This window comes from Caballeronia pedi (assembly GCF_001544915.2).
Taxonomy (GTDB): domain Bacteria; phylum Pseudomonadota; class Gammaproteobacteria; order Burkholderiales; family Burkholderiaceae; genus Caballeronia; species Caballeronia pedi.
The window spans coordinates 219,547-241,240 of sequence record NZ_FCOE02000003.1 but is presented as its reverse complement, the minus strand read 5'-3'; the positions used below and the strand labels follow the sequence as shown (position 1 = coordinate 241,240).

The following is a 21,694-nucleotide window of genomic DNA, read 5'->3' as shown; positions in this document are numbered from 1 at the left end:
ATCGTCAGCGATGGTTCCAGCCGTTAGTTCGATGCGAAGAAGGGCGTAATGCCCGGCCCTTCTTTCTTTCACCAAGATTACCAACAAAACTATTACGGAGATGATTTTGGTTTCTGCTTCATCGCTGTTCGTTTTGCTCGCTCTCTCGATTGCCGCACTCGCTTTGCTCATCGTCAGACTGAAGACTCACGCAAGCATAGCGCTCATTCTGGTAGCTGTTGGCCTCGCGCTAGCGGTCGGAATGCCGCTCACCAAGGTGGTCAAAACCTTGGAATCAGGAATCGGCGATACGCTTTCGTTCCTCGCGCTCATCATGGGCTTCGGCGCGATTCTCGGTAAGATGCTTGACGACTCGGGAGGCGCGCAGCAGATAGCGCAGACTCTGCTACGTAAGGCGGGAACTCGTAACGCACCATGGGTCATGGCCATCATCGGGTTCATCGTCGGAATTCCGGTCTTCTCAGATGTCGGGTTCCTTCTTATGGCGCCGCTCGTTGCCGTTGTGGCCAAACATGCCAACATGTCGAAGATGCGGGTTGGCGTACCCTTGCTGGTCTCGCTTCACGTCATTCACTGCATCGTGCCACCGCACCCGGCGGCAACCGCCGTGACTGGCATCTTGGGCGCAGACATCGGGTCCGTCATTGTCGCCGGCGTCATCATAGCCTTACCCTGTGCAGCACTCGGTGCACTTTACATGTGCTACATCACTCGCAACGAGGCAAAGGGTGTCGCAAGTCTGTCCGCCGAACAAGCGCTACCGTCCTCGGTAGGGGCGCAAAGGGTACTGCCGGGTTTTGGTATCACTCTTTTCACGGTTCTGCTTCCGCTACTTATCATGGTGGGCAAGACCATACTTGAGGCTGTCCTGCCGGGAGCCAGTGCACTTCGTCCTGCCATCGTTTTCTTAGGCGACCCGTTCACTGCGCTGCTCATCTCAACGCTCTTTGCCTATTGGAGTCTAGGTCTGGCACGTGGCCGAGGGCTGGCAGACTTAGCGAACCTCACCGGCGATAGCTACCGCCAAATCGCGAACGTCATGCTAATCATCGCTTGTGGCGGTGCGTTCAACGCGGTCATTTCAGAAAGCGGTATTGGAGCTGTGCTGGGACACACGTTATCGCAACTCGACATGAGCCCCATCCTGCTGGCTTGGTTGTTAACGGGCCTATTGCACCTCGCGGTCGGTTCCGCAACGGTTGCAATGCTAGGGTCAGCCGGCGTGATTGCTCCGATGCTGCACGCCAATCCTTCCCTGCACCCTGTCGCGATGACCATCGCCATCGGGAGCGGAGCAATTGGTTTTGTGCAATTTACAGACAGCTTGATTTGGCTGGGGAAGGAATATCTCGGCCTGACGATGGGCAACGCTCTAAAGAGCATTTCGGTTGCGACGATGCTTGCCTCCATCTTGGGCTTGTGCGGTGCGCTGATTGTCAACATGGTCTTGTGATGTCAGCAACCGAGAGCCGGATGGCACACCGACTTTTGCGGCAGGAAAGACATTGGAGAGGAAAATGAAAATCGTTGGAGTTGACGTATATTCGTACGTGGTGGGTTATGCACACGGCACCTACATCATGTCGGGCGACCGCAAGGCTGCCGTTGAAGATGGGACGGTTGTTCGCATTCGGACGGATGAAGGGTTGGTTGGCTGGGGCGAAATTACGACGTTGGGCAAGGTGTATCTGCCGGTCTTTCCTGAAGGCATTCGGACGGCGCTGCGCGACCTGGGCGCTGCGTTGATTGGTAAGGACCCGGCCAACATCGCGCTCGTCAACCGAACGATGAACGAGACGCTGATGGGCCAAGAATTTGCGAAGAGCGCAGTCGACATCGCTTGCTGGGACATCTTCGGAAAATCGTTGGAGCTTCCTATCTCTGCACTCATCGGCGGCGTCATAAACGAGCGCTTCCCGATTTACGAAGCGGTACCCCTTGGGTCTCCCGAGTCGATGGGCGACTTCATCCGTGAGCGCCGTGCAGCTGGTATCAATCGGTTCCAACTCAAGGTAGGAAACAATCCGTTCGACGATATAGCGCGTACGCGTGCAAGCGTTGAAGCGGGAAACAACGAGACAGTCATCGTCGCCGATTCGAACGGAGGCTGGTCTTTGGCCTCAGCGAAGATTGCGTTTCAAGGACTTGCAGGTCTGCCTGTCTATGTGGAGCAGCCATGTCGGTCGACTATCGACTGTATTCTCGCCGCACGGGGCTCGGCAGTTCCGCTCGTCCTTGACGAGTCCATCACCAGTCAGGACGAGGTGTTCCGCGCGAAATACGAGGCGAACGCCGTATCAGTCAACCTGAAATTCGGAAAGCTCGGCGGCCTCACCAATGTCGTGAAGGCGCGTGACCTGCTGCAGGACTTGAACCTCTCCGTGTCGGTCGAAGACATGTGGGGCGGCGACATCATTACGGCGGCGACAAGCCATATCGCCGCGACGACGCGCCCGGAATCGCTATTGATGACGCCCTTCTTCAATGACTGGACCGATGGTCATTTGGCGAACTACCAACCGCGCTCGCAGGACGGCTTTGGTTCGGCTCCGACCGCGCCGGGCCTTGGCATCGACGTCGACGTAGCGCGCCTCGGCGAACCTTTGTTCACCATCGAGTGACGGCGAAACTGCGCGCTTCATCGGGAATGAGCAATCTACTCTTCGGTGGCGCGCCGTAACTTCGAACGGGCAGTCATCTTCATCAATCGCATCGGAGGCGATTATGCGCTGGAGCAAGATGTTGAGCGTGGTCGGTTGTCACGCAGAAGGTGAAATTGGCAATGTGGTGGTCGGTGGTCTCATTGACATTCCCGGACACACCGTCTTTGAAAAGATGATGCATCTCGAAGAGCATCGCGACGACCTACGGCGGATGTGCCTGTTCGAGCCTCGCGGTTCTGCGAACCAAAGTATTAACTTCGTTTTGCCTGCTGTCAACGAACAGGCACAGATGGCGTACATCATCGCAGAATCGACTGAGTATCCTGCGATGTCTGGCTCAAACACCATGTGCGTCGCGACGGTGCTACTTGAGACCGGGATTCTGCCGATGGTTGAACCGGTGACGGAACTCACGCTTGAAGCACCGGCAGGGTTGATTAAGCTCCGTTGCGAATGCTCTCAAGGTAAGGTCACGCGTGTCGAGTTCGTCAATCAACCGGCGTTTGCGAACCATCTAGACAAGCACATCGAAGTGCGTGGCCTGGGGACTATCAAGGTCGATGTGGGTTACGGCGGAATGACGTATGTCATCGTCGATGCCGCCTCACTGGGCTTTAACATCGTTCCCGACGAGGCGAGGGAGCTTTGTGAGCTGGGACAACGTATCAAGGTCGCCGCTGCGGAGCAGTTGCCGTCGCCGCACCCTCTCAATCCTCTCATCAAGGGAATCACACAAACCGAATTTGTGATGCCCGTGAGGCGTGAGTCTGGCCGCATCGTTTCACGAAATACTGTTATTGTCTCGCCGGGTCGATGCGACAGGTCGCCGTGTGGTACCGGCACATCAGCACGGCTTGCCGTCATGCACGCAAAAGGCGAGATTGAGGTGGGTGAACTGTTTGTGCACGGGTCCATCATCGGCTCGACGTTCGAAAGCCGGATTGTTGGGACGACGACCCTTGGTAGTCGACCTGCCGTTATTCCATCCGTTGCTGGGCAAGCCTGGATTACGTATACGGCTCAAGTTGGGATGGACCCGACCGACCGATTCCAAGATGGATTTACGCTTTCAGATACGTGGCAGGAGGCGGTGGACGAGAAGCTAATCAAGTCGCGAAAATGAAATATCCATCCTCTTGGCGAGGATGATGTCGCGAAATGTGGTCGCGAGATTTCGTACTTGAACTTGGCGGACTGAGAGGGTGTTGACCATCACGCACTCTCAGTCCGTTATATCAAGCGGCTTTGCGAGCCGTACGCTGCTTCGGAGGAGTCCGGCGTGTCGCCCAGCGCTGCGCCAAGGCAGAGCACACCATTAGCTGAATCTGATGGAAGAGCATCAACGGCAGAACGATGGCACCAATGGACGACGCCGAGAAGATGACGTTGGCCATTGGAATCCCAGCAGCCAGGCTCTTCTTGCTGCCACAGAAAATAATCGTAATCTGGTCCTCCCGATTGAATCCCAGACGCCTGCTCGCGAGAACCGTGGCGAGAAGACTGATGCTGAGAATCGCCGCGCAAACAACAAAGAGGCCGAACAATGCACTGAGAGGAATCTGATGCCAGAGTCCTTCCATGAGCGCCTCGCTGAATGCGCCGTAGACGACGAGGAGAATGGAACCCTGGTCAACAAACTTCAGCATCGAACGATTGCGGTCAACCCATCCTCCAACTACTGGCCTGAGCAACTGCCCAGCGATGAAGGGCAAGAGCAACTGCATAACGATGTTCGATACGGTGTGCCATGGTGAAACGTCGCCGCCGGAATGGTTTGTCAGAAGCAGGCCCACCAATGCTGGTGTAATGAATATTCCGAGCAGGCTCGACGCTGATGCACTGCACACTGCGGCGGGAACATTGCCTCGTGCAATCGAAGTGAAGGCGATTGACGACTGAACTGTCGAGGGCAAGGTGCACAGGAATAACACGCCGGCGTATAACTGTGCTGTCACTAGCGGCGACAGAATCGGTTTCAGCAGCACGCCTAGCAAAGGAAATAGGACAAATGTGCAGAGCAGTACGGTCAAATGAAGCCGCCAGTGTGTCGCACCGGCGACAATTGCCTCGCGGGAAAGTTTGGCGCCATGCAAGAAGAAGAGAAGGCCGACCGCGATGTTGGTGATGAAGCTGAAGGGCGCCACAAACTTCCCTTGTACCGGAAGGAATGAGGCCAGTACTACCGTACTTATCAGTGAAAGCGTGAACCCGTCTAGGAAGAATTTTTTTGAAGCCATGTTTTCGAGACCGATAGGTTGTTAGAAATCTGTACAGTCTTTATCTCACGGCTCCGGGCGCACCTACGGTGACCAAAACGGTAGTTTCCGAACAGTAACTGCGAAAGATGACGTCGCACCGTTTGCAGATGCGAAACATTGAGCTATGTTCTTTGAATAAGTACAACTAAGCGCATAACATGCGCTACCGCGCACTGGTGCCGAAAGCGAGATAAAGAAGATGCAGGCCGTTGCGTCTACGGCGCTGCATCGTCGTTCAGTTGAATGAACGCTCTGAGCTTTCAACAGCTCATTGGGTAGCGCCAGCGGCTTCCATCTTGGCTCTCTGTTGAAGGTAGGCGACGAGCTTCCCACCTTCGCTCTCATTGTGCACCCATGCCTCATGAGCTGCCTTGATGCCATCGCCGCGAAAGAGCGCTTCCATCATGGGCACATGCTGGTCAACGACGGCCGGAAGGTCCGAACCCATCAAAGTATTGCAAATATTGATATACATCCGTACCTGTTGTTCGACCAACTTGTACTGGTCCGCCAGCCGGGAATGACCGAGGGAGTTCACGATGGTTCGGTGCAGGCCCAGGTCCTTTTCGGACGCCTCTACAGATGAGCCACTGTTGCAGGCTTCAACCAGTTCGTCGAAAGCAAACTGAAATTTTTCCCGTAGGCGCGGCCCCATGTTGTCCGCTGCAAGACGTACTGCGAGCCCTTCTAGTCCGGCTCGCAGGGTCCAAAGCTCCCACGCATCGTCGGCAGTGAGTGTCCGGACTTCCCAACTGGTATATGGGGTCTTTACCAGCAGCCCCTCGGCAGCCAGTCGATTGAGTCCGAATCGAAGCGTTGCTCTTGCCACGCCCATCTCGTCCGCCAACGCCACCTCCGTCAGCTTTTCGCCCGGTTTGATGGCGCCAGACAGGACGTACTGGCGCAGGTTCTCAGTTGCCTGAGCCTCTACAGACAGCTTGGAAACAGGGACAATCCGATTCTTCGAGGGCATTTTGACGCTACTCCCATCCTACTTTGCAGGTACTGCCAGCGGTTTCGGCTGCCGGCTACCAGTTTAAATTGACAGTCTGATTCTTCAGAGACGATTCCAGCGCCGCGTCGATGACCCTCATAAGGGCAATGCCGTGGGGGTGGAGTGCGCTACGGTTTGGCAATCCGCGGCAAGCTGCGGCGAACTCGGCGAACTGATTCGTGAAGAGTTCGTTCGTGACAAGCAGCGTCGCCCCCTCCACGGGTGCGAAAACCACTTCGTCGTTCACCAGCACCGTGTTCACATCCCGTACTTCGACTATTGACTTGTCGAAAAGGAGACAGTAACGCTCGAAGAACGGTTGCTGATTATAGGAGAGGTGCACCGTCGCCATCTTGTTGTTGGGATAGCGCAGAAGAATCAACGCTTCGTCCTCTGCCTTCCAGCAGTCACGCAGTCGCGCGGCCTCCGCGTGAACTCGAAGTGGATGCGGTCCGAGCACCATCTGGACGAAATCGATGGTGTGCGAGCCAAGAAGCGAAAAAACCAGACCTTCTTCGCGAGTGCGCTCCGCCCACCAAGGTGCTTGCGGGCCGTCCCAGTACATGCAGAACGAAGCTTGGATGGCCCGCAATTCCCCGAATGAAGACATGTTGTCTTGCACGTAGCGGATGGCCGACCCATGACGCCGCGACTGGCCAATGGCCAGAATCTTCCCCGCCGCATCTGCTGCTCGCCCCATCGCAACGGCAGTTTCATAGTCATCGGCCATCGGCTTTTCAACCAACACGTGGCGGCCGCCGTTCAAGCATTGAATCGTCGCCGTTCCGTGAAGATGATTTGGCAGGCAGAGGTCGAACGCTTCGATTTCCGGGACACGGAGCGCCTCTTCGATGCTGCTGAAAGCGTGCTTTGCGCCGTACTTTTCGGCCGTGGCGCGTGCCAGGTCTAAGTTCTGGTCGACGACGGCTACCAGTGTCCCAGCGCCGGGTTGAGATTTAATCGCTCCGATGTGTGCGTCGGATACCCGGCCGCAGCCGACAACTGCGGTTCCAACTGGGACGTCAAGTTCCATCGCTAAAGCTCCCAATGCTCGTATGAATTGCCAGTTTGGCGGAAAGTGATTCGTGTACGTCATCGTATTGCCGATTGACGATTGTTGTCAATGTTCTTTGAGGATGTCCCGGAAATAGGCGAAAAGGCCAGAATTTGGTGCGCCTGCACTCGTGAAGTGCATGCTTAGAAGCGCTCGGTTGACACCGAAATCGACTGAAATACGGGTAAAAACCTATGTGTGACGGGCATTTAGCTTACTAGACTCCATTTCATTGTGCGCATGGCCCACTTTCTGCACTACCGATGTTGATGATTGTCGCCAATCGACACATTGTGAATCGCCACCCTTTTCGGAGTCGCTGATGAGCATTACTCGCAGAAGTTTTATGCGCTTGGCAGCTGGTTCGGCCGCGCTTCCCTTGGCAACGCACTTTGGTTTTGCCGAGGCAGCGGAAGCAAATATCAAGATTGGGAATTCGTTTCCTGCCGCACATCCGCTCAACATAAGGCTCAAGGCGGCAGCGCAGAAGGTGCAGGAAAAAACGGGCGGCCGGATGCAAGTCCGCATCTTCCCCGACAGTGCGCTGGGCGGTGACAGCGACATGATGAGCCAGGTGCGTTCGGGCGCTCTGGACTCGGTCTGCACCTCTCTGCTGTTCTTCGAGTCGATGGTTCCCTCCGCCAACATCGCTGGCCTCGGTTTCGGCTACAAGAACTACGACGAAGTGTGGAGGGCGTGGGACGGCGAGCTCGGCAACTACGTGCGGGGAAAGCTTTCGGCGCTCGGCGTGACGCCGCTTGACAAGGTGTTCGACAACGGCTTCCGTCAAATCACGAACGAGGTCCACCCCATTCAGTCGGTTCAGGACGTGCAGGGATTGAAAATTCGTGTCCCCACAGTTCGCATTCAACAATCTCTCTTTGTGTCTTTGGGCGCGGCGCCGACTGCGTTGAGCATTAAAGAAACCTACTCGGCACTCAAGACGCACATCGCCGACGGGCAAGAGAACGCTCTGACTCATGTGGAATTCTGGAAATTCTACGAGGTCCAGAAATACTGCTCGTTGACCAACCACATGTGGGATGGTCTCACGGTAGTCGTCAACACTGAGAAACTCAAATCACTTCCTCCCGACCTGCGTGAAGCATTCGTCACGACCTTTAATGATGCGGCTCTGCTTCAGCGCACGGACATGGTGAAGCTCAACACAGACCTGAAGACGAGCCTCGCGGCAAAGGGCTTGCAAATCAATGCTGTGGACCCCGCGCCCTTCCGCAAAAAGCTCGTCGATTCGGGTTTCTACAAGACCTGGCGTGACGCCATCGGCCCGGAAGCGTGGGCGCTGTACGAGAAAGCGGTAGCGCCCATCTGACGTTTGATGGCCACTCAGACTAGCGAGGCCCAGAAATGAGCAAGTCAATTTCCATGAGTACAGAAACAGTACATTCACCCATGCTTCATACGGGCGAGCGTCTGCTCGTGCAAGTCGAGCAGTTGTTAGGCAGCTGGGCGGGAGCGATTGCTTCCGTCATCCTGATAATGGAGTCCGTGATTCTCGGCGTTGGCGTGTTCTCCCGCTACGTGCTGCACCGTCCGATTTTTTGGACGGATGAATTTGCACTCATCCTCTTTGCGTGGCTGTCAATGCTCGGTGCGGCGGTCGCGTTGCGTCGAGGGGCGCATATGCGGCTTGGATTCATCGTCGAGAAACTGCGGCCCGCCACGCAGGCGCGAGTTTCAACGTTCGCCTGGACACTGCTGCTTGGCCTGATGGTGGCACTGTTGTATGCGGCGGTGAACTTCACTGTCCATTCGTGGACGGAATTGACACCGGCACTGCAGTGGCACCTCTCGGTGCGGACCGCATCCATGGTGGTCGGCTTCGCGCTCATGGCCGTTACCGCAGCGACGAAGCTCACCCGGATTGCGACGCTTCGGTCCTTCTTCGTTTCGTTTGCCTTGCTGATTGCCATTGGTGCTGCTCTCTATTATCTGCAAGGTTCGCTTCAGGACATCGGCAACTACAATTTGATTTTCTTCTTCGTCGTGCTCGTGCTCGGATGCATCGGCATGGGGGTCGAGATTGCGTTTGCCTTCGCTCTGGCGGCGATGGCGTATCTCAGTCTGATGACCAACGCACCGACGTCTATCATCATGAATCGACTCGATGCCGCCATCTCGGACATCACACTGCTCTCGATTCCGATGTTCATTCTGGTTGGCGTTTTGCTCGACGTGACCGGTCTCGCGAAGGCCATCATCAATCTGATGGTCGCCTTGCTCGGCCACACCCGAGGCGGCCTGCACTACGTCCTTCTTGGCGGCATGTATTTGGTCTCCGGCATTTCGGGGTCAAAATCTGCTGACATGGCTGCTATCGCGCCAATCATCCTGCCCGAAATGAAGCGCCGAGGTGAGAAAGAGGGCGAACTCGTGGCGCTGCTCTCCGTATCCGGCGCAATGGCCGAGACTATCCCGCCGAGCATCATCCTGATTGCGGTCGGCGTTGCTTCGGGCGTCTCCATCTCGTCTCTTTTCGTCGGCGGTTTCGTGCCGGCCATCGTCGGCCTGCTCGCGTTGGCTGCCGTGGTCTTCGTCCGCACTCGGGGACGTACGGCGCCTGACTGCAGGAAGGCCACTGGTGCTGAGATTCGCAAAGCGATGTTCATTGCTCTGCCGGCCATCCCGCTTCCCTTCCTAATTCGGGCCGCCGTTGTGGAAGGCGTGGCGACTGCCACTGAGGTTGCGACTATCGGCGTGCTGTATTCCGTCATCTGTGGCATTTTTGTGTACCGGCAATTTCCGCTGAAGCGGGTGTGTGACTCGCTTATTGCGACGGTGTCCTTGACGGGCGCAATCCTTCTGGTGACTGGGTTAGCTGGTAGCGTGGCCTGGTCGCTGACTCAAAGCGGATTCTCAGACGACCTCTCGACGATGATGCAGGGCCTGCCCGGAGGCGCCACCGTCTTTTTGCTTGTGTCCATCGCATTCTTCGCGATTCTTGGCAGCGTGTTGGAGGGTTTCCCTGCAATCGTTCTGTTCTCGCCTCTGATGTTCCCGATTGCAACGAGTTACAGCATTCACGGTGTCCACTACGCAATTGTTGTTGTTCTGTCGCTTTCCATCGGGCTGTTCGCTCCGCCGTTCGGTGTCGGCTTTTATTCCGCATGTGCTATCGGAGGTGTTGAACCGCAGAAAGCTATGAAGGACATCTTCCTCTACATGGCGGTCTTCGTTTGCGCGGTGGTCCTCATCGCATTCGTGCCCTGGTTCTCCATCGGCTTCCTGCACTAATTTTCCCCCACCATGACCTTACTGACGAAGCGCATTGCGAATCTAGAGCTAGCTCGCGTGATGGCTGACGCGGCCATCAGAGAAGCCGATGAGAAAGGTGTCGCAGTAGCCATCGCGGTGATGGACGACGGCGGTCATCCGCTGCTGACAGTGCGAATGGACGGCGTTGCGCCTGTGAGTGCATACATCGCCGAAGAGAAGGCGCGCACGGCAGCGATTGCACGTCGCGAAACTAAACTCTTCGAGACCGAAATTAACAGTGGACGCACCGCCTTTCTGTCGGCACCGATTAAGGGCGCGCTTGAGGGCGGCGTTCCGCTAATTGTCGAAGGGCAGGTCATTGCCTCCGTAGGTGTCGCCGGCTGCAAGCCTGAACTGTCGGCAACCATTGCAACGGCGGGCGTCGCTGCCTACCTTAACTGGGCCTAAGGGCTCAACCGAATACTTGCTAAGGAGCAGACATGATTGTCTTTGAGCTTTTTCATATTGCCATCAAGACAGCCGACCTCGAGGCGACTGTCAATTTCTACACGAAAGTGGTCGGTCTGAAGGAATTCGACCGCCCCAGGTTCAAGTTTCCGGGTGCATGGCTCGGCGTCCCTGGCCCGACGGGTAAGCCCATCATCCATATCTACGCCGGCGAACCGGCGCTTGCTGGCGGCGACAGCGTGGCAGTGGGCACGGCTGCCATCGACCACGTGTCTCTCAGCGCGGTCGGCTATCACGATGTCCTTGCGAACGTGAAAAAGTACGGCGTTGACTGGCGTGAGAACGAAGTCCCCGGCGGCTCCATCTGGCAATTTTTTATCTATGACCCTAACGGCGTATTGCTTGAGTTTACGTTCGACGGCACGCGCGAAAAAGGCGAGAAGCCCGACATGAGTCCCGGCCGTGCATATCGAGCCGGCGAATCGTTCTTCAACCCTGAAAACTACAACGCATTAACAGCGACCTACAGCAAGTAACTGAAGGCACGCGCGCCCGGGTTCCGGGCGTGCTCCTTGATTGTCGCCAATCGACAATCGGTTACCAGCCGGTTCTAGCGGATAAACAACTATGTCTGTGATTGATGTTTCCAGTGAGGGCGGCCTCGCAGCAGCGTACGTATCGATGGACCCCGATGAGGCAATTGCACTTGCCGCTGACGTCTACGGGGTTCGGGGTACGGCAACAAAGTTCGCCACTGAGAAAGATGACACCTTCAGAATCAGCGCGGACGACGGGCGTAGGTTCGTCCTGAAAGTCGCGAATCCTAGTGAAGATGAGGCAGAAATAGACTTCCAGGTCGGCATGATGGTGCACATCGAGGAGCGCGACCCAGAAGTCCCCGTTCCTCGTGTAATTGCGGATGGAAGCGGAAGACTGCATCGTTATATTGAAGACGGCGCAGGCCAGCGCCGCATCGTGCGCTTGATGACGTACGCCGACGGCACGCCACTTGATAGCACCGGGTCAAATCCGCGTGAGCGCGAAAAGGTAGGTGAAATTCTGGCGCGTATGCGGTATGCGCTAGAGGACTTCAAACATGCCGGCGAAGGGCGCGTTCTCGCCTGGGACGTTCAGCATCTCCTCAATCTTGTCCCGCTCCTCGATGGGGTCGACAACGCGGAACAGCGCCGGCAACTCGAACAAGGCATGGGGCGCTACGAAACCCTTGCGCCGCAAATCGCAAAGCTTCGTCGACAGGTGCTTCACAACGACTTCAGCAAGTCCAACATCGTTGTCAACCATGACTTGCCGGAGTTTGTAACCGGCATTATCGATTTCGGCGATTCGGTGCGCACAGCAGTCGCTATCGATGTGTCAACAGCGCTGTTGAACCAACTGCCGCGTGACGCCCGCGAGAATCCAGTCGAAGACCTGTTCGCGCATGGTCGCGATTTGTTGCGTGGATATCTCAGCGTCGCAGAACTCACAGAGCAGGAACTGCGACTGATTCCACATCTCACGATGGCGCGAGTCGTCGCTAGGGCGTTGATTACCCTTTGGCGCGTCAAGCAGTTTCCTGAAAACGCAACCTACATCATGCGCAACACCGAGCAAGGCTGGGGCCAACTCGACTGGTTCCTGTCACGAACCGTCGATGAAGTGTCTGAAACGCTTCTGCCCTAATACCAGCACTTCAGAACCAATTTTTCGTAGAGGAACGTATGAGCGAAGTCATTAAAGCACGCGGGAAAATGAACAACTCGTTCGACCCGCAGTCGGCAGAAAAGTTGGAGCCGGCCGCGCGCAAGATGGTTGAGCAGCGCGCGCGGCTGCTCGGTCCGTCATACCGTCTGTTCTACTCCGAGCCGGTGGACTTCGTGCGCGGCGAAGGTGTCAAGCTTTGGGATAGCCAAGGTAATGAATATCTCGACGCCTACAACAACGTGGTGTCGGTCGGACACGGACACCCCAAAGTAGTTGAAGCGGTTCATCAGCAGATGAAGACGCTGTGCACGCACACACGCTACCTGCATCCGAACATTCTGGAATACGCTGAAGAACTTCGTCCGACGTTTGGCGGCACGATTGGAGATACCGGACACACTATCTTCACCTGCACGGGTTCAGAGGCGAACGACCTCGCCTTGCGCATCGCCAAGCACCGCACGGGTAAGCAAGGAGTCATCGTCACCTCTGAGGCGTATCACGGCAACTCCGATGCGACGGCAGCGTTTTCCCCGTCGCTTGGCGAATACTCGCCGTTGGGCACGTGGGTCCGTCGCGTGCCTGCGCCTGATTCCTATCGCATCGACCCCACCAACCTCGGCCGCTGGCTCGCCGACCACGTACAAGCTCAAATCGACGACCTGGAGCGGCATGGCGACGGTCTTGCCGCATTCGTTGTTGACTCACTCTTCACGTCGGATGGCATCTATTCGCATCCTGCGGACGTACTGAAACCCGTCATTGAAGTCGTTCACAAAGCCGGTGGGTTGTTCGTGGCCGACGAGGTACAAAGCGGCTTCGCACGCACTGGCGACAAGATGTGGGGCTATCAGCGCCATGGCATCGACCCGGACATCGTGACCATGGGTAAGCCGATGGGTAACGGCTATCCAGTTGCCGGTATCGGTGTGCGCCATGACGTTGTCGAAGACTTCGGTCGCGACATGCGCTACTTCAACACGTTCGGCGGTAACACTGTGGCGATGGCAGCCGCGCGAGCGGTGCTGTCGGTCATCCAAGAGGAGGGGCTCCTCGATAACGCTGCGCGGGTCGGTAAGGTGCTTCTCGATGGTCTCAATAGCTTGGCCAAGGACAGCGAATTCGTTGGTGACGTTCGCGGAGCAGGACTCTACATCGGTGTCGAAATCGTAAAGGACAAATCCTCGAAGGAACCGGACAAGGCGCGGGCGGCGGCCATCGTAACCGAAATGCGCAACCGCCATGTTCTCATTTCCGCGACAGGCTACAACGGAAACGTTCTCAAGATTCGTCCGCCGCTCGTCTTCTCCGCGGCGGACGCAGAACGTTTCCTCGAAGTCATCCGCTCGGTTCTCAAGTAGGTCGAAGCCATGAACATTCAACTCCCATACACATCAGGTCGGCAGCCCGTTCTCGGTAGAAATGTGGTGTCAACGTCCCAACCCCTTGCTGCCCAAGCAGGGGCTGCGGCATTCCTGCGCGGCGGAAACGCTGTCGACGCGGCTCTTGCCGCGGCGATTACGCTGACTGTGGTCGAGCCCGTGATGAATGGAATCGGCGGGGACGCCTTTGCACTCGTTTGGGACGGACATCGGCTGAACGGGCTGAACAGCTCCGGGCGTTCGCCGGCGGGTTGGACCCCCGACCGCTTCAAGGGCCTTGAAGCGATGCCGATGCGAGGCTGGGAAAGCGTGACGGTTCCCGGCCAGGTCGCGGGATGGGTTGCGTTATCCGAACGCTTTGGCCTGCTTCCGTTCGAAGACCTCTTCCTCGATGCAATTCGTCACGCCCGCGATGGCTTCCCTGTTAGCCCCGTCATTTCAAGGCAGTGGGAGCAGTCTGTCAAAGATTTGCATACCTACCCGGGGTTCACGGAGTTCATGCCGGGCGGTCGCGCTCCTAGGGCCAGCGAAATTTGGAGGTTCGAGGCGCAAGCGAAGACTCTCGAAGAGATTGCTCGCACGAGAGGCGAGTCGTTCTACAAGGGCCGACTCGCTCAAGCCATCTGTGACTTCGCGAAAGAGCACGGCGCTGTGCTCGACGTGAATGACCTTGAGAATCACGAAGCAGAATGGGTGACGCCTATCTCCACGTCGTTTCGCGGCCATGAGATTCACGAGATTCCACCAAACGGTCAGGGACTCGCCGCGCTCATTGCCATAGGATTGCTAGAACAACTGCCCCTCGAGGAGTTCAAGAAGGGTTCCGCTCAGCGCATGCATTTGGAAATTGAGGCGATGCGCCTGGCCTTTGCTGACCTGCAGGCCTACGTTGCTGACCCCGCACACATGACGGTCAGAGCCTCCGACCTGCTCGACGCTGAATACTTGAAGCGGCGCGCGAAGCAAATCGACCTCGGTCGTGCCGGCAATCCGGGACCGGGCAAGCCGACCAGCGGTGGCACGGTTTATCTGTGCGCCGCGGATAGTAACGGCATGATGGTGTCATTCATCCAATCGAACTACCGCGGCTTCGGCTCCGGCGTCGTAGTGCCCAACACAGGCATCTCGCTTCACAACCGCGGTTCCGGGTTCGTCACGACTCCAGGGCACGCGAATCAGGTCGACGGGAATAAGAAGCCTTTGCACAGTATCATTCCTGCGTTCATGACGCGGGGTGGGAAACCGCTCATGGCCTTCGGGGTGATGGGCGGAAATATGCAAGCGCAAGGTCATACGCAGATGGTCATGCGGCGCGTCCTTGAGGGGGAGAACCCGCAAGCATGCTCGGATGCACCGCGTTGGCGTATTAACGACAACGCCGAACTCACGGTGGAACCGACTGTTGAGCCCTCAGTCGTCGAGGAGCTTCGCGCGATGGGACACACGCCTACCGTATTGGACTTCGATAACCTCGATTTTGGGTCGGCTCAGCTGATTGAAAAGCTGCCTGAAGATGGACGCTTGGCGGCATATATCGCTGGCTCTGACCATCGAAGAGACGGTCAGGCTGTTGCTTGCTAACTGCGCTCTGAGGGGAAGTCTTCTCAAGGTCGTTTGTCTAGCCTTCGGCGTGCTGCACGCCGAAGGCTATATTGCCTTTTGACATGAAAAAGGTTTTGTCTGCATCAGGTGTCCGCGGCTGTCGAAGTCTCTAGCGTCGCCGGCACGAGTTCAAGAGCTAATCGCAGCCGATGGCAAGAACCGACATACCACTCAGGCCAACTTCACGCTAGCGCATCGCGGAATTGAGTCCACCCCGGCTCAGTTGCCATGGTCAGCGCAGAATGCTTGACCACGGTTCACTCTAGCTGCCCCACAACCTTTGCTTCTGATGCTTTAGTCGAGGCCGCCTTGGCAGATGTATTTTATTGAGAGGTAATCGTCCAAGCCGTACTTTGACCCTTCTCTGCCGTAGCCCGATTCCTTTACCCCTCCAAATGGCGCAGCTTCGCTCGCAAGAGCGCCTTCGTTAATACCGACAATGCCGGCTTCTAGCAAACGAGCCACCCGGTCAATACGACGAGCATCGTCGCTGTAGAAGTAGGCAGCGAGTCCAAACGGCGTATCGTTCGCTGCTCGGACCGCCTCGGCTTCGTCAACGAAAGGAAACAACGGTACGACAGGACCGAAGGTCTCTTCGCAGCAGAGAACCATGTCTGCGCTTGCGTCGGCCAATACAGTTGGGGAGAAGTAATGTGGGCCGAGTTCAGGCAAGGTCTTCCCGCCAGTCAAAACCTTCGCACCATGCGCGACTGCGTCGTCAACGTGCCGTGCGATTTTGTCGATGGCACGGAAGTTAATCATCGGGCCGATTTGTGAAGACGGGTCGGTCGCAGGGCCAACTTTCAACTCCGCTACACGTTGACTCAAAAGCTTTGAGAATCGCTCGTACACGCCTGTTTGAACGTAGACACGATTGGGGCAGACGCACGTCTGTCCACCGTTGCGGAATTTCGCAGCAAGAAGTCCCGTTACCGCGGCGTCAAGGTCGGCATCATCGAAAACAATGAATGGCGCGTTGCCTCCAAGCTCCAATGAAAGCTTCTTGAGCGTACCGGCCGATTCACGCGCCAGGTACTTTCCGACCGGCGTTGAACCCGTAAAGGTAATCTTACGGACACGACTATCTTGAAGCCACTCCGCCACTGCAGGCACAGCACGGTCCCTCGAGGCAGAAATTACATTGAGCACACCCTTCGGCGTACCGGCCTCGTGGGCGAGTAACGCCAGCGCTAGAGCAGTCAAAGGCGTGTCTTCTGCGGGTTTCGCGACTACCGTGCAGCCGGCGGCAAGAGCCGGCGCGATTTTGCGCGCAATCATCGCAGCCGGAAAGTTCCACGGAGTGATGGCCGCGACTACACCGAGGGGTTCCTTCACTGCGGACATCCGTTTGCCGCGCTGCTGTTGAGGAATTATGTCGCCATAAATGCGCGTTGCCTCGTCGGCAAACCAAGCTACGTAGGATGCGGCATATGCGACCTCGCCGCGGCCTTCGGCCAACGGCTTGCCTTGCTCAAGCGAAATGAGTTCGCCGAGCAGGTCTGAATGCTCAAGAATTAGTGTGTGCCATTTGCGCAGGATAGCCGCGCGTTCTTTGGGTAAGGTGTTGCGCCACGAGGGAAACGCTCGAGCGGCAGCATCAACAGCAGCGCGCGCATCGCCCGCGCCGCTATCGGCCACATTCTCAATGATGTCGCCGGTCGCGGGATTGGAAACCGCAAATCTCGCGTCGTCTTTCGCAGGCGTCCATTCGCCGTCGATGAAGTTCTCGCGGCGAATCAATCCACCATTCGTGAGATTGAAGCCCATTGTGCTTTACTCCTTGTTAGTTGTCGCGACGCGTGAGGCAATCGCCTTGCCAACATCGGTCGTGTTGGCACTTCCGCCGAGGTCACCAGTTCTTGGACCATCTTTGAGGACAGATTCAATGGCCGAAAGGATGGCGTCGTGCGCGTCGTGCCCAGGGCCTTGGCCATCGGACAAGAAGTCCAGCATCATCGCTGCGGACCAAATCATCGCAATCGGATTCGCTATGTTCTTACCGGCGATATCAGGAGCCGACCCGTGAACAGGTTCGAACAGCGATGGGAATATGCGGTCCGGGTTCAGATTGCCCGACGGCGCGATGCCGATAGTGCCTGTGCATGCAGGACCTAGGTCAGACAGAATGTCGCCGAACAAATTCGTGGCGACAACAACATCAAAGCGGTCGGGGTTGAGGACAAAGCGTGCGCAAAGAATGTCGATGTGCTGCTTGTCCCAAGTAACGTCTTGGTAAAGCTCGGCAATCTCAGCCGCGCGAGCGTCCCACCAAGGCATACTGATGGAGATTCCGTTGCTCTTCGTTGCTACGGTGATTTGTTTCTTGCGCCGGTGTGCGAGTTCGAAGGCGAATTTGAGAACTCGCTCGGCCCCTCGGCGCGTGAATATCGACGTCTGAGAGACAAACTCCCGCTCTGTGCCCTCGAACATCACACCGCCCACAGACGAATACTCGCCTTCGGTGTTCTCTCGCACAATCATGAAGTCGATGTCGCCGGCCTTTCGCTTAGCGAGCGGCGAGGGAACACCTTCGAAGAGCCGCGCGGGACGCAGATTGATGTACTGGTCAAACTCGCGACGGAACTTCAGCAACGAGCCCCACAACGAGATGTGGTCCGGAACCTTTTGCGGCCAACCGACCGCACCGAAGAGAATGGCATCACATTCCTGGACCTCTGCCTTCCACGTGTCGGGCATCATCTGGCCGTGTCGCTCGTAATAGTCGCAACTCGCCCATTCAATATGCTTGTAGTCGAGCTCGATGTTGAACCGCTTGGCAGCAGCATTCAGGACTCGCAGTCCTTCCGGCATGACTTCGACGCCGATTCCGTCACCGGGAATGACAGCAATTCGGTATTTCTGGCCCATCGATGTCTCCTTCAAGTTAGCAGTGCCCTCGGAATTCGTAGATTTTATTCCCGCTGGATGAGGTTAGAATCACCCATTGTGTGAATCCACCTTTCACGAATCGTGAATAAAATACCCAACCTCGACGACCTGAGGGTTTTCTGCGTCGTTGCCAGGAAAGCGAGCTTCAGCGCCGCCGCCGAGGAACTCTCGGCGTCACCTGCATATGTGAGCAAACGCGTCAGTATTCTTGAGACGGACCTTGGCGGAACTCGGCTACTTCATCGCTCGACCAGACGGGTAGGGGTGACTGAGGCTGGAGAGCGCGTTTACGAGTGGGCGAACAAAATTCTCGATGACGTGGACCATCTTGTGGAGGACGTCTCGACAACACGCCGGCTGCCGCGAGGAACCCTGCGCGTGTCCAGCAGCTTCGGTTTTGGCCGACACATTGTGGCGCCTGCATTGTCGCGATTGAACGAGAGATATCCGCAACTGACAGTGAGACTTGACCTGTTCGACCGGCTAGTGGACGTCGGGGGCGAAGGGTTTGACCTCGATATCAGAATCGGCGACGAAATCGCTCCCCATCTCATTGCCCGCCGGCTCGCGTCCAACCATCGGGTTTTATGTGCGTCACCGCAGTATCTGACTCAGCACGGGTCGCCGCGTCAAATTGCTGACCTCTCGACGCATCAGTGTCTCGCCATCAAAGAGCGAGACCACCCATTCGGCATATGGCGGCTGAGTGAGCGGGGGACGATGAACTCGGTCAAGGTCACAGGGCCGCTTTCGACGAACCACGGAGAGGTGGCGGTACAGTGGGCGTTGGCTGGCCGTGGGATTGTGCTTCGCTCAATGTGGAACGTACGCGAGCACCTCGAAGCCGGCCGATTGAGACTGGTGCTCCCAGATGTGACTCAGCCAGCCAATGTCTGGGCCGTTTACCCGGCGAGGCTCGCGTCGTCAGCGAAGGTCCGCGTTTGCGTGGATTTTCTAACTGAAGAATTCTCGGTGCAGACGTTCGAATAAGCGGGCCGCGCTGACGACAGAAGTCAATGTGGACCGCAAATCTCGTGGTTGCCCGCCTAGAATTGTTCCAAATCGTGATATATGATACAACACGAATGCTGGTCTTTTTCCGAGCAGACCTGTGGTTGCGCGCGGTAGTGACGCTCCAGACTACGCACGGGAATGGGCCGCGTGGCGGAGCAAGCGTGCCCTTGGTAGGCGGCTCGACATCCAAAAAACGCGTCTACTTGCTGCTATGACCCTGTGCAGCAGCTTTTCGTAAGGGTCGAGGGAAGCCTCTTATATGCTGCAAGACAAACTAGAACATCAGAATCTGAACGACCGCACTTACGCGCTGCTTAAGGGTGGTTTGATTTCCGGCTCCTTTCACCCGGGGCAAGTGTTCATCATCCGCTCTCTCGCGGAGCGCTATGGCATTTCGACGACCCCTGTTCGCGAGGCGCTCCAGCGGTTGGTCGCGGAACGCTTGCTTGTTATGTTGCCCAATCGCTCCATCGTCGTTCCGACTTTGTCGCCTACGGCGTTCGGAGAGCTGTATCGAATCCGTTTCGAACTGGAAGGACTCGCTGCACAGATGGCGACTCGCTTCTTTAAGGCGTCGGATGTTGCTCGGTTGAAGAAGCTGCTAGCCTCCATGGACGGCGCAATCGAGCGTGGAGACAAGACAGCTTATCGCGAACTCAATGAGAAGTTTCACTTCGCTATCTATGAGCGGGCCAATTCGCCGCGGCTACTCGAAATGATTCAGGGACTATGGGGGCAGGTCGGGCCGGTGTTTTACGGCCTGCTTGAGGACCCAGACTACGGCGGTGAACATGCCAATGTGCATCATCGCGAACTGGTCGAGGCCATCGAGGCTGGTGACGAAGATGCAGTGAGGCAGAAGCTTGTAGAGGACTTGGTCGCAGCAGAAAACGCCTTGATATCGAGGCTGCAGTCACTGGTTTCAGAAGGGGTCGAAGCTGGTCTGCCCACACAAGCTGAGACAGAGCCAGGCACTGGGGTCCGCAAGCTGGCCGTTACTTCGGTCAGACAACCCCTTCGCAGTGTCGCACCTCGCAAGGTTGGACGTTCCTAACGTTGGGGGCGTCCCAATTGAGCAAGGAAAAGGGTAGCGGAGCTACCCTTTTTCATTTCATAAGCGGGCAGACTCCTCCCGAATCGTATCTTCCATGGCGTTGAGGAATTGGTCGGCGTTTTCGCGAGAGAATGGAAGCGGCGGACGAATCTTCAACACATGTCCTTCCGGACCGGAGGCGCCGATAAGGACGAAGCGCTTTCGCAGTCCGTTGACCAGTCGGATTGCGAAGTCGGGGTCAGGCTCCTGCGTTTCTCGGTCCTTCACCAAGTCAACGCCCATGAAGAAGCCTGCCCCGCGGACTTGGCCAATAGATGGGTACCGCTTTGAGAGTTCAGCGAGCCCTTGCTTCATGTAGCTGCCGGTGGTTTTGGCGTTTTGCATCAATTGCTCGCGTTCCATTACCTCGAGCACTGCCAGCCCCGCGGCGCAGCAGACCGGATTTCCCCCAAATGTGTTGAAATATCGCGCCTTGAGCGCGAAGTCTTGAAGCACTTCGGGTTTCGCTATCAACCCAGCAATGGGCAGGCCATTGCCCATCGGTTTACCCATGATGACCAGGTCGGCCACGACGCCATGACGCATAAAGCCCCACATTGCGTCACCTGTTCTGCCGAATCCCGGTTGCACTTCATCGGCGATGAAAACGCCGCCCGCTCGACGAACGGCTTCGACGGCCGGCGCGAGGAAGCCTGCCGGGTCAGCGTAGACCCCATCGCTTGAGAAAATCGTATCGACGATGAGCGCCGCTACCCTTATGCCATGGCGATTTAGGTCGTCGATGGCCGCCTGTACGTTCTTGGCAAAAGTTGCGCCGACATCCTCTCCTCCACCGCGTAGCGGGTCAGGCGCCGGAACCGTACGAACATGTTGGCCAAGCGGAACGTTGTCACCCAGAGATGGTGAGATTTCCGAGACCGCCGAGGTAATACCATGATAAGCAGTCTCGGTCACAATGACGCCTGTCCCGCCCGTGAAGTTGCGCGCGACGCGCAATGCCAAGTCGGACGTCTCGCTGCCAGTACACGTGAACATTACGTTCGAGAGCTCTGAAGGGAACGTCCCAATCAGCTTCTCCGCGTAAGTCAGAATGAGTTCGTGAAGGTACCGAGTATGCGTGTTGAGCGTTGCAACCTGCTTTGTGATTGCTTCGACAACGTGCGGATGACAATGGCCCACAGACGGAACATTGTTGTAAACATCGAGGTAGCGGTTCCCTTGCGAGTCATACATGTAGACGCCTTCAGCGCGCACCAGATGAATCGGCTCCTCGTAGAAGAGCTTGTATGAGGGGCCCAATACGCGTTGCCTGCGCGCGAGTAGCGCGCGCAAATCCGCATTTAAATTCTCCGCCTTCGCAGGATTGAAGGCGTTGACCATCAGTGGTTTAACCATC

General features: G+C 56.8%; 18 protein-coding genes. 12 read left to right on the top strand and 6 right to left on the bottom strand.

Annotated features, from left to right (window positions below):
- The first annotated feature begins 100 nt into the window (after positions 1 to 100).
- The 3 genes from AWB80_RS06080 (at position 101) to AWB80_RS06070 (ending at position 3,786) form a co-directional block, all read left to right on the top strand.
- Complete coding sequence (locus tag AWB80_RS06080; protein WP_061173751.1) at positions 101 to 1,453, top strand: GntT/GntP/DsdX family permease; 1,353 nt, start codon at positions 101 to 103, stop codon at positions 1,451 to 1,453.
- Between the two features lie 64 nt (positions 1,454 to 1,517).
- Positions 1,518 to 2,621, top strand: a complete 1,104-nt coding sequence (locus tag AWB80_RS06075) for a mandelate racemase/muconate lactonizing enzyme family protein (protein WP_061173750.1) — start codon at positions 1,518 to 1,520, stop codon at positions 2,619 to 2,621.
- 103 nt (positions 2,622 to 2,724) lie between these two features.
- The gene (locus AWB80_RS06070) at positions 2,725 to 3,786 is read left to right on the top strand and encodes a proline racemase family protein (RefSeq protein ID WP_061173749.1); all 1,062 of its coding nucleotides are present in this window, start codon (positions 2,725 to 2,727) and stop codon (positions 3,784 to 3,786) included.
- Between the two features lie 112 nt (positions 3,787 to 3,898).
- Here AWB80_RS06070 and AWB80_RS06065 read toward each other — a convergent pair whose 3' ends face one another.
- From AWB80_RS06065 to AWB80_RS06055, 3 genes are all read right to left on the bottom strand, one after another.
- Complete coding sequence (locus tag AWB80_RS06065) at positions 3,899 to 4,900, bottom strand: bile acid:sodium symporter family protein (protein WP_061173748.1); 1,002 nt, start codon at positions 4,898 to 4,900, stop codon at positions 3,899 to 3,901.
- Between the two features lie 289 nt (positions 4,901 to 5,189).
- Positions 5,190 to 5,894 (bottom strand): GntR family transcriptional regulator, encoded by a 705-nt coding sequence (locus tag AWB80_RS06060; protein ID WP_061173747.1) that lies wholly within the window; start codon positions 5,892 to 5,894, stop codon positions 5,190 to 5,192.
- A 55-nt stretch (positions 5,895 to 5,949) separates the two neighbouring features.
- Positions 5,950 to 6,948 carry a Gfo/Idh/MocA family protein gene (locus AWB80_RS06055; RefSeq protein ID WP_061173746.1) on the bottom strand — a complete coding sequence of 333 codons (999 nt, stop codon included), beginning with the start codon at positions 6,946 to 6,948 and terminating at the stop codon, positions 5,950 to 5,952.
- 343 nt (positions 6,949 to 7,291) lie between these two features.
- Here AWB80_RS06055 and AWB80_RS06050 point away from each other — a divergent pair, with 343 nt between their 5' ends.
- The 7 genes from AWB80_RS06050 to AWB80_RS06020 all read left to right on the top strand — a co-directional run bounded on the left by AWB80_RS06050 (position 7,292) and on the right by AWB80_RS06020 (position 15,320).
- Positions 7,292 to 8,302, top strand: a complete 1,011-nt coding sequence (locus AWB80_RS06050; RefSeq protein WP_061173745.1) for a TRAP transporter substrate-binding protein — start codon at positions 7,292 to 7,294, stop codon at positions 8,300 to 8,302.
- 35 nt (positions 8,303 to 8,337) lie between these two features.
- Positions 8,338 to 10,224, top strand: coding sequence for a TRAP transporter large permease (locus tag AWB80_RS06045; RefSeq protein ID WP_061173744.1), 1,887 nt, complete (start codon positions 8,338 to 8,340; stop codon positions 10,222 to 10,224).
- Positions 10,225 to 10,236: 12 nt separating this feature from the next.
- Positions 10,237 to 10,653: a GlcG/HbpS family heme-binding protein gene (locus AWB80_RS06040; protein ID WP_061173743.1), complete on the top strand. Its 417-nt coding sequence runs from the start codon at positions 10,237 to 10,239 to the stop codon at positions 10,651 to 10,653.
- A gap of 32 nt (positions 10,654 to 10,685) precedes the next feature.
- Positions 10,686 to 11,189 carry a VOC family protein gene (locus tag AWB80_RS06035; protein WP_061173742.1) on the top strand — a complete coding sequence of 168 codons (504 nt, stop codon included), beginning with the start codon at positions 10,686 to 10,688 and terminating at the stop codon, positions 11,187 to 11,189.
- A gap of 91 nt (positions 11,190 to 11,280) precedes the next feature.
- Complete coding sequence (locus AWB80_RS06030; protein WP_208635609.1) at positions 11,281 to 12,336, top strand: phosphotransferase; 1,056 nt, start codon at positions 11,281 to 11,283, stop codon at positions 12,334 to 12,336.
- A gap of 38 nt (positions 12,337 to 12,374) precedes the next feature.
- Positions 12,375 to 13,718 (top strand): aspartate aminotransferase family protein, encoded by a 1,344-nt coding sequence (locus AWB80_RS06025; RefSeq protein WP_061173741.1) that lies wholly within the window; start codon positions 12,375 to 12,377, stop codon positions 13,716 to 13,718.
- 9 nt (positions 13,719 to 13,727) lie between these two features.
- Positions 13,728 to 15,320 (top strand): gamma-glutamyltransferase family protein, encoded by a 1,593-nt coding sequence (locus AWB80_RS06020; RefSeq protein WP_061173740.1) that lies wholly within the window; start codon positions 13,728 to 13,730, stop codon positions 15,318 to 15,320.
- A 315-nt stretch (positions 15,321 to 15,635) separates the two neighbouring features.
- On the opposite strand, the gene AWB80_RS06015 is transcribed toward AWB80_RS06020, so the two are convergent.
- Together AWB80_RS06015 and AWB80_RS06010 are read right to left on the bottom strand one after the other, a co-directional pair.
- The gene (locus AWB80_RS06015; protein ID WP_061173739.1) at positions 15,636 to 17,108 is read right to left on the bottom strand and encodes an NAD-dependent succinate-semialdehyde dehydrogenase; all 1,473 of its coding nucleotides are present in this window, start codon (positions 17,106 to 17,108) and stop codon (positions 15,636 to 15,638) included.
- A gap of 6 nt (positions 17,109 to 17,114) precedes the next feature.
- The gene (locus tag AWB80_RS06010; protein WP_061173933.1) at positions 17,115 to 18,209 is read right to left on the bottom strand and encodes a tartrate dehydrogenase; all 1,095 of its coding nucleotides are present in this window, start codon (positions 18,207 to 18,209) and stop codon (positions 17,115 to 17,117) included.
- Positions 18,210 to 18,311: 102 nt separating this feature from the next.
- On the opposite strand from AWB80_RS06010, the gene AWB80_RS06005 reads away from it, so the two are divergent.
- On the top strand, positions 18,312 to 19,220 hold the full coding sequence (locus tag AWB80_RS06005; protein WP_061173738.1) for a LysR substrate-binding domain-containing protein: 909 nt from the start codon (positions 18,312 to 18,314) through the stop codon (positions 19,218 to 19,220).
- Between the two features lie 283 nt (positions 19,221 to 19,503).
- Positions 19,504 to 20,298, top strand: a complete 795-nt coding sequence (locus tag AWB80_RS06000) for a GntR family transcriptional regulator (RefSeq protein WP_087131031.1) — start codon at positions 19,504 to 19,506, stop codon at positions 20,296 to 20,298.
- A 57-nt stretch (positions 20,299 to 20,355) separates the two neighbouring features.
- Here the strand turns inward: AWB80_RS06000 and AWB80_RS05995 are convergent, their stop codons facing one another.
- Positions 20,356 to 21,693 carry an aspartate aminotransferase family protein gene (locus AWB80_RS05995; RefSeq protein ID WP_061173737.1) on the bottom strand — a complete coding sequence of 446 codons (1,338 nt, stop codon included), beginning with the start codon at positions 21,691 to 21,693 and terminating at the stop codon, positions 20,356 to 20,358.
- Between the last annotated feature and the right edge of the window lies 1 nt (position 21,694).

Coding starts and splice junctions, on each gene's coding strand:
- AWB80_RS06070 (WP_061173749.1), top strand. CDS start 2,725: ATGCGCTGGAGCAAGATGTTGAGCGTGGTCGGTTGTCACGCAGAAGGT.
- AWB80_RS06045 (WP_061173744.1), top strand. CDS start 8,338: ATGAGCAAGTCAATTTCCATGAGTACAGAAACAGTACATTCACCCATG.
- AWB80_RS06015 (WP_061173739.1), bottom strand. CDS start 17,108: ATGGGCTTCAATCTCACGAATGGTGGATTGATTCGCCGCGAGAACTTC.
- AWB80_RS06040 (WP_061173743.1), top strand. CDS start 10,237: ATGACCTTACTGACGAAGCGCATTGCGAATCTAGAGCTAGCTCGCGTG.
- AWB80_RS06030 (WP_208635609.1), top strand. CDS start 11,281: ATGTCTGTGATTGATGTTTCCAGTGAGGGCGGCCTCGCAGCAGCGTAC.
- AWB80_RS06025 (WP_061173741.1), top strand. CDS start 12,375: ATGAGCGAAGTCATTAAAGCACGCGGGAAAATGAACAACTCGTTCGAC.
- AWB80_RS06055 (WP_061173746.1), bottom strand. CDS start 6,948: ATGGAACTTGACGTCCCAGTTGGAACCGCAGTTGTCGGCTGCGGCCGG.
- AWB80_RS06035 (WP_061173742.1), top strand. CDS start 10,686: ATGATTGTCTTTGAGCTTTTTCATATTGCCATCAAGACAGCCGACCTC.
- AWB80_RS06000 (WP_087131031.1), top strand. CDS start 19,504: ATGCTGCAAGACAAACTAGAACATCAGAATCTGAACGACCGCACTTAC.
- AWB80_RS06075 (WP_061173750.1), top strand. CDS start 1,518: ATGAAAATCGTTGGAGTTGACGTATATTCGTACGTGGTGGGTTATGCA.
- AWB80_RS05995 (WP_061173737.1), bottom strand. CDS start 21,693: ATGGTTAAACCACTGATGGTCAACGCCTTCAATCCTGCGAAGGCGGAG.
- AWB80_RS06020 (WP_061173740.1), top strand. CDS start 13,728: ATGAACATTCAACTCCCATACACATCAGGTCGGCAGCCCGTTCTCGGT.
- AWB80_RS06080 (WP_061173751.1), top strand. CDS start 101: ATGATTTTGGTTTCTGCTTCATCGCTGTTCGTTTTGCTCGCTCTCTCG.
- AWB80_RS06010 (WP_061173933.1), bottom strand. CDS start 18,209: ATGGGCCAGAAATACCGAATTGCTGTCATTCCCGGTGACGGAATCGGC.
- AWB80_RS06050 (WP_061173745.1), top strand. CDS start 7,292: ATGAGCATTACTCGCAGAAGTTTTATGCGCTTGGCAGCTGGTTCGGCC.
- AWB80_RS06065 (WP_061173748.1), bottom strand. CDS start 4,900: ATGGCTTCAAAAAAATTCTTCCTAGACGGGTTCACGCTTTCACTGATA.
- AWB80_RS06060 (WP_061173747.1), bottom strand. CDS start 5,894: ATGCCCTCGAAGAATCGGATTGTCCCTGTTTCCAAGCTGTCTGTAGAG.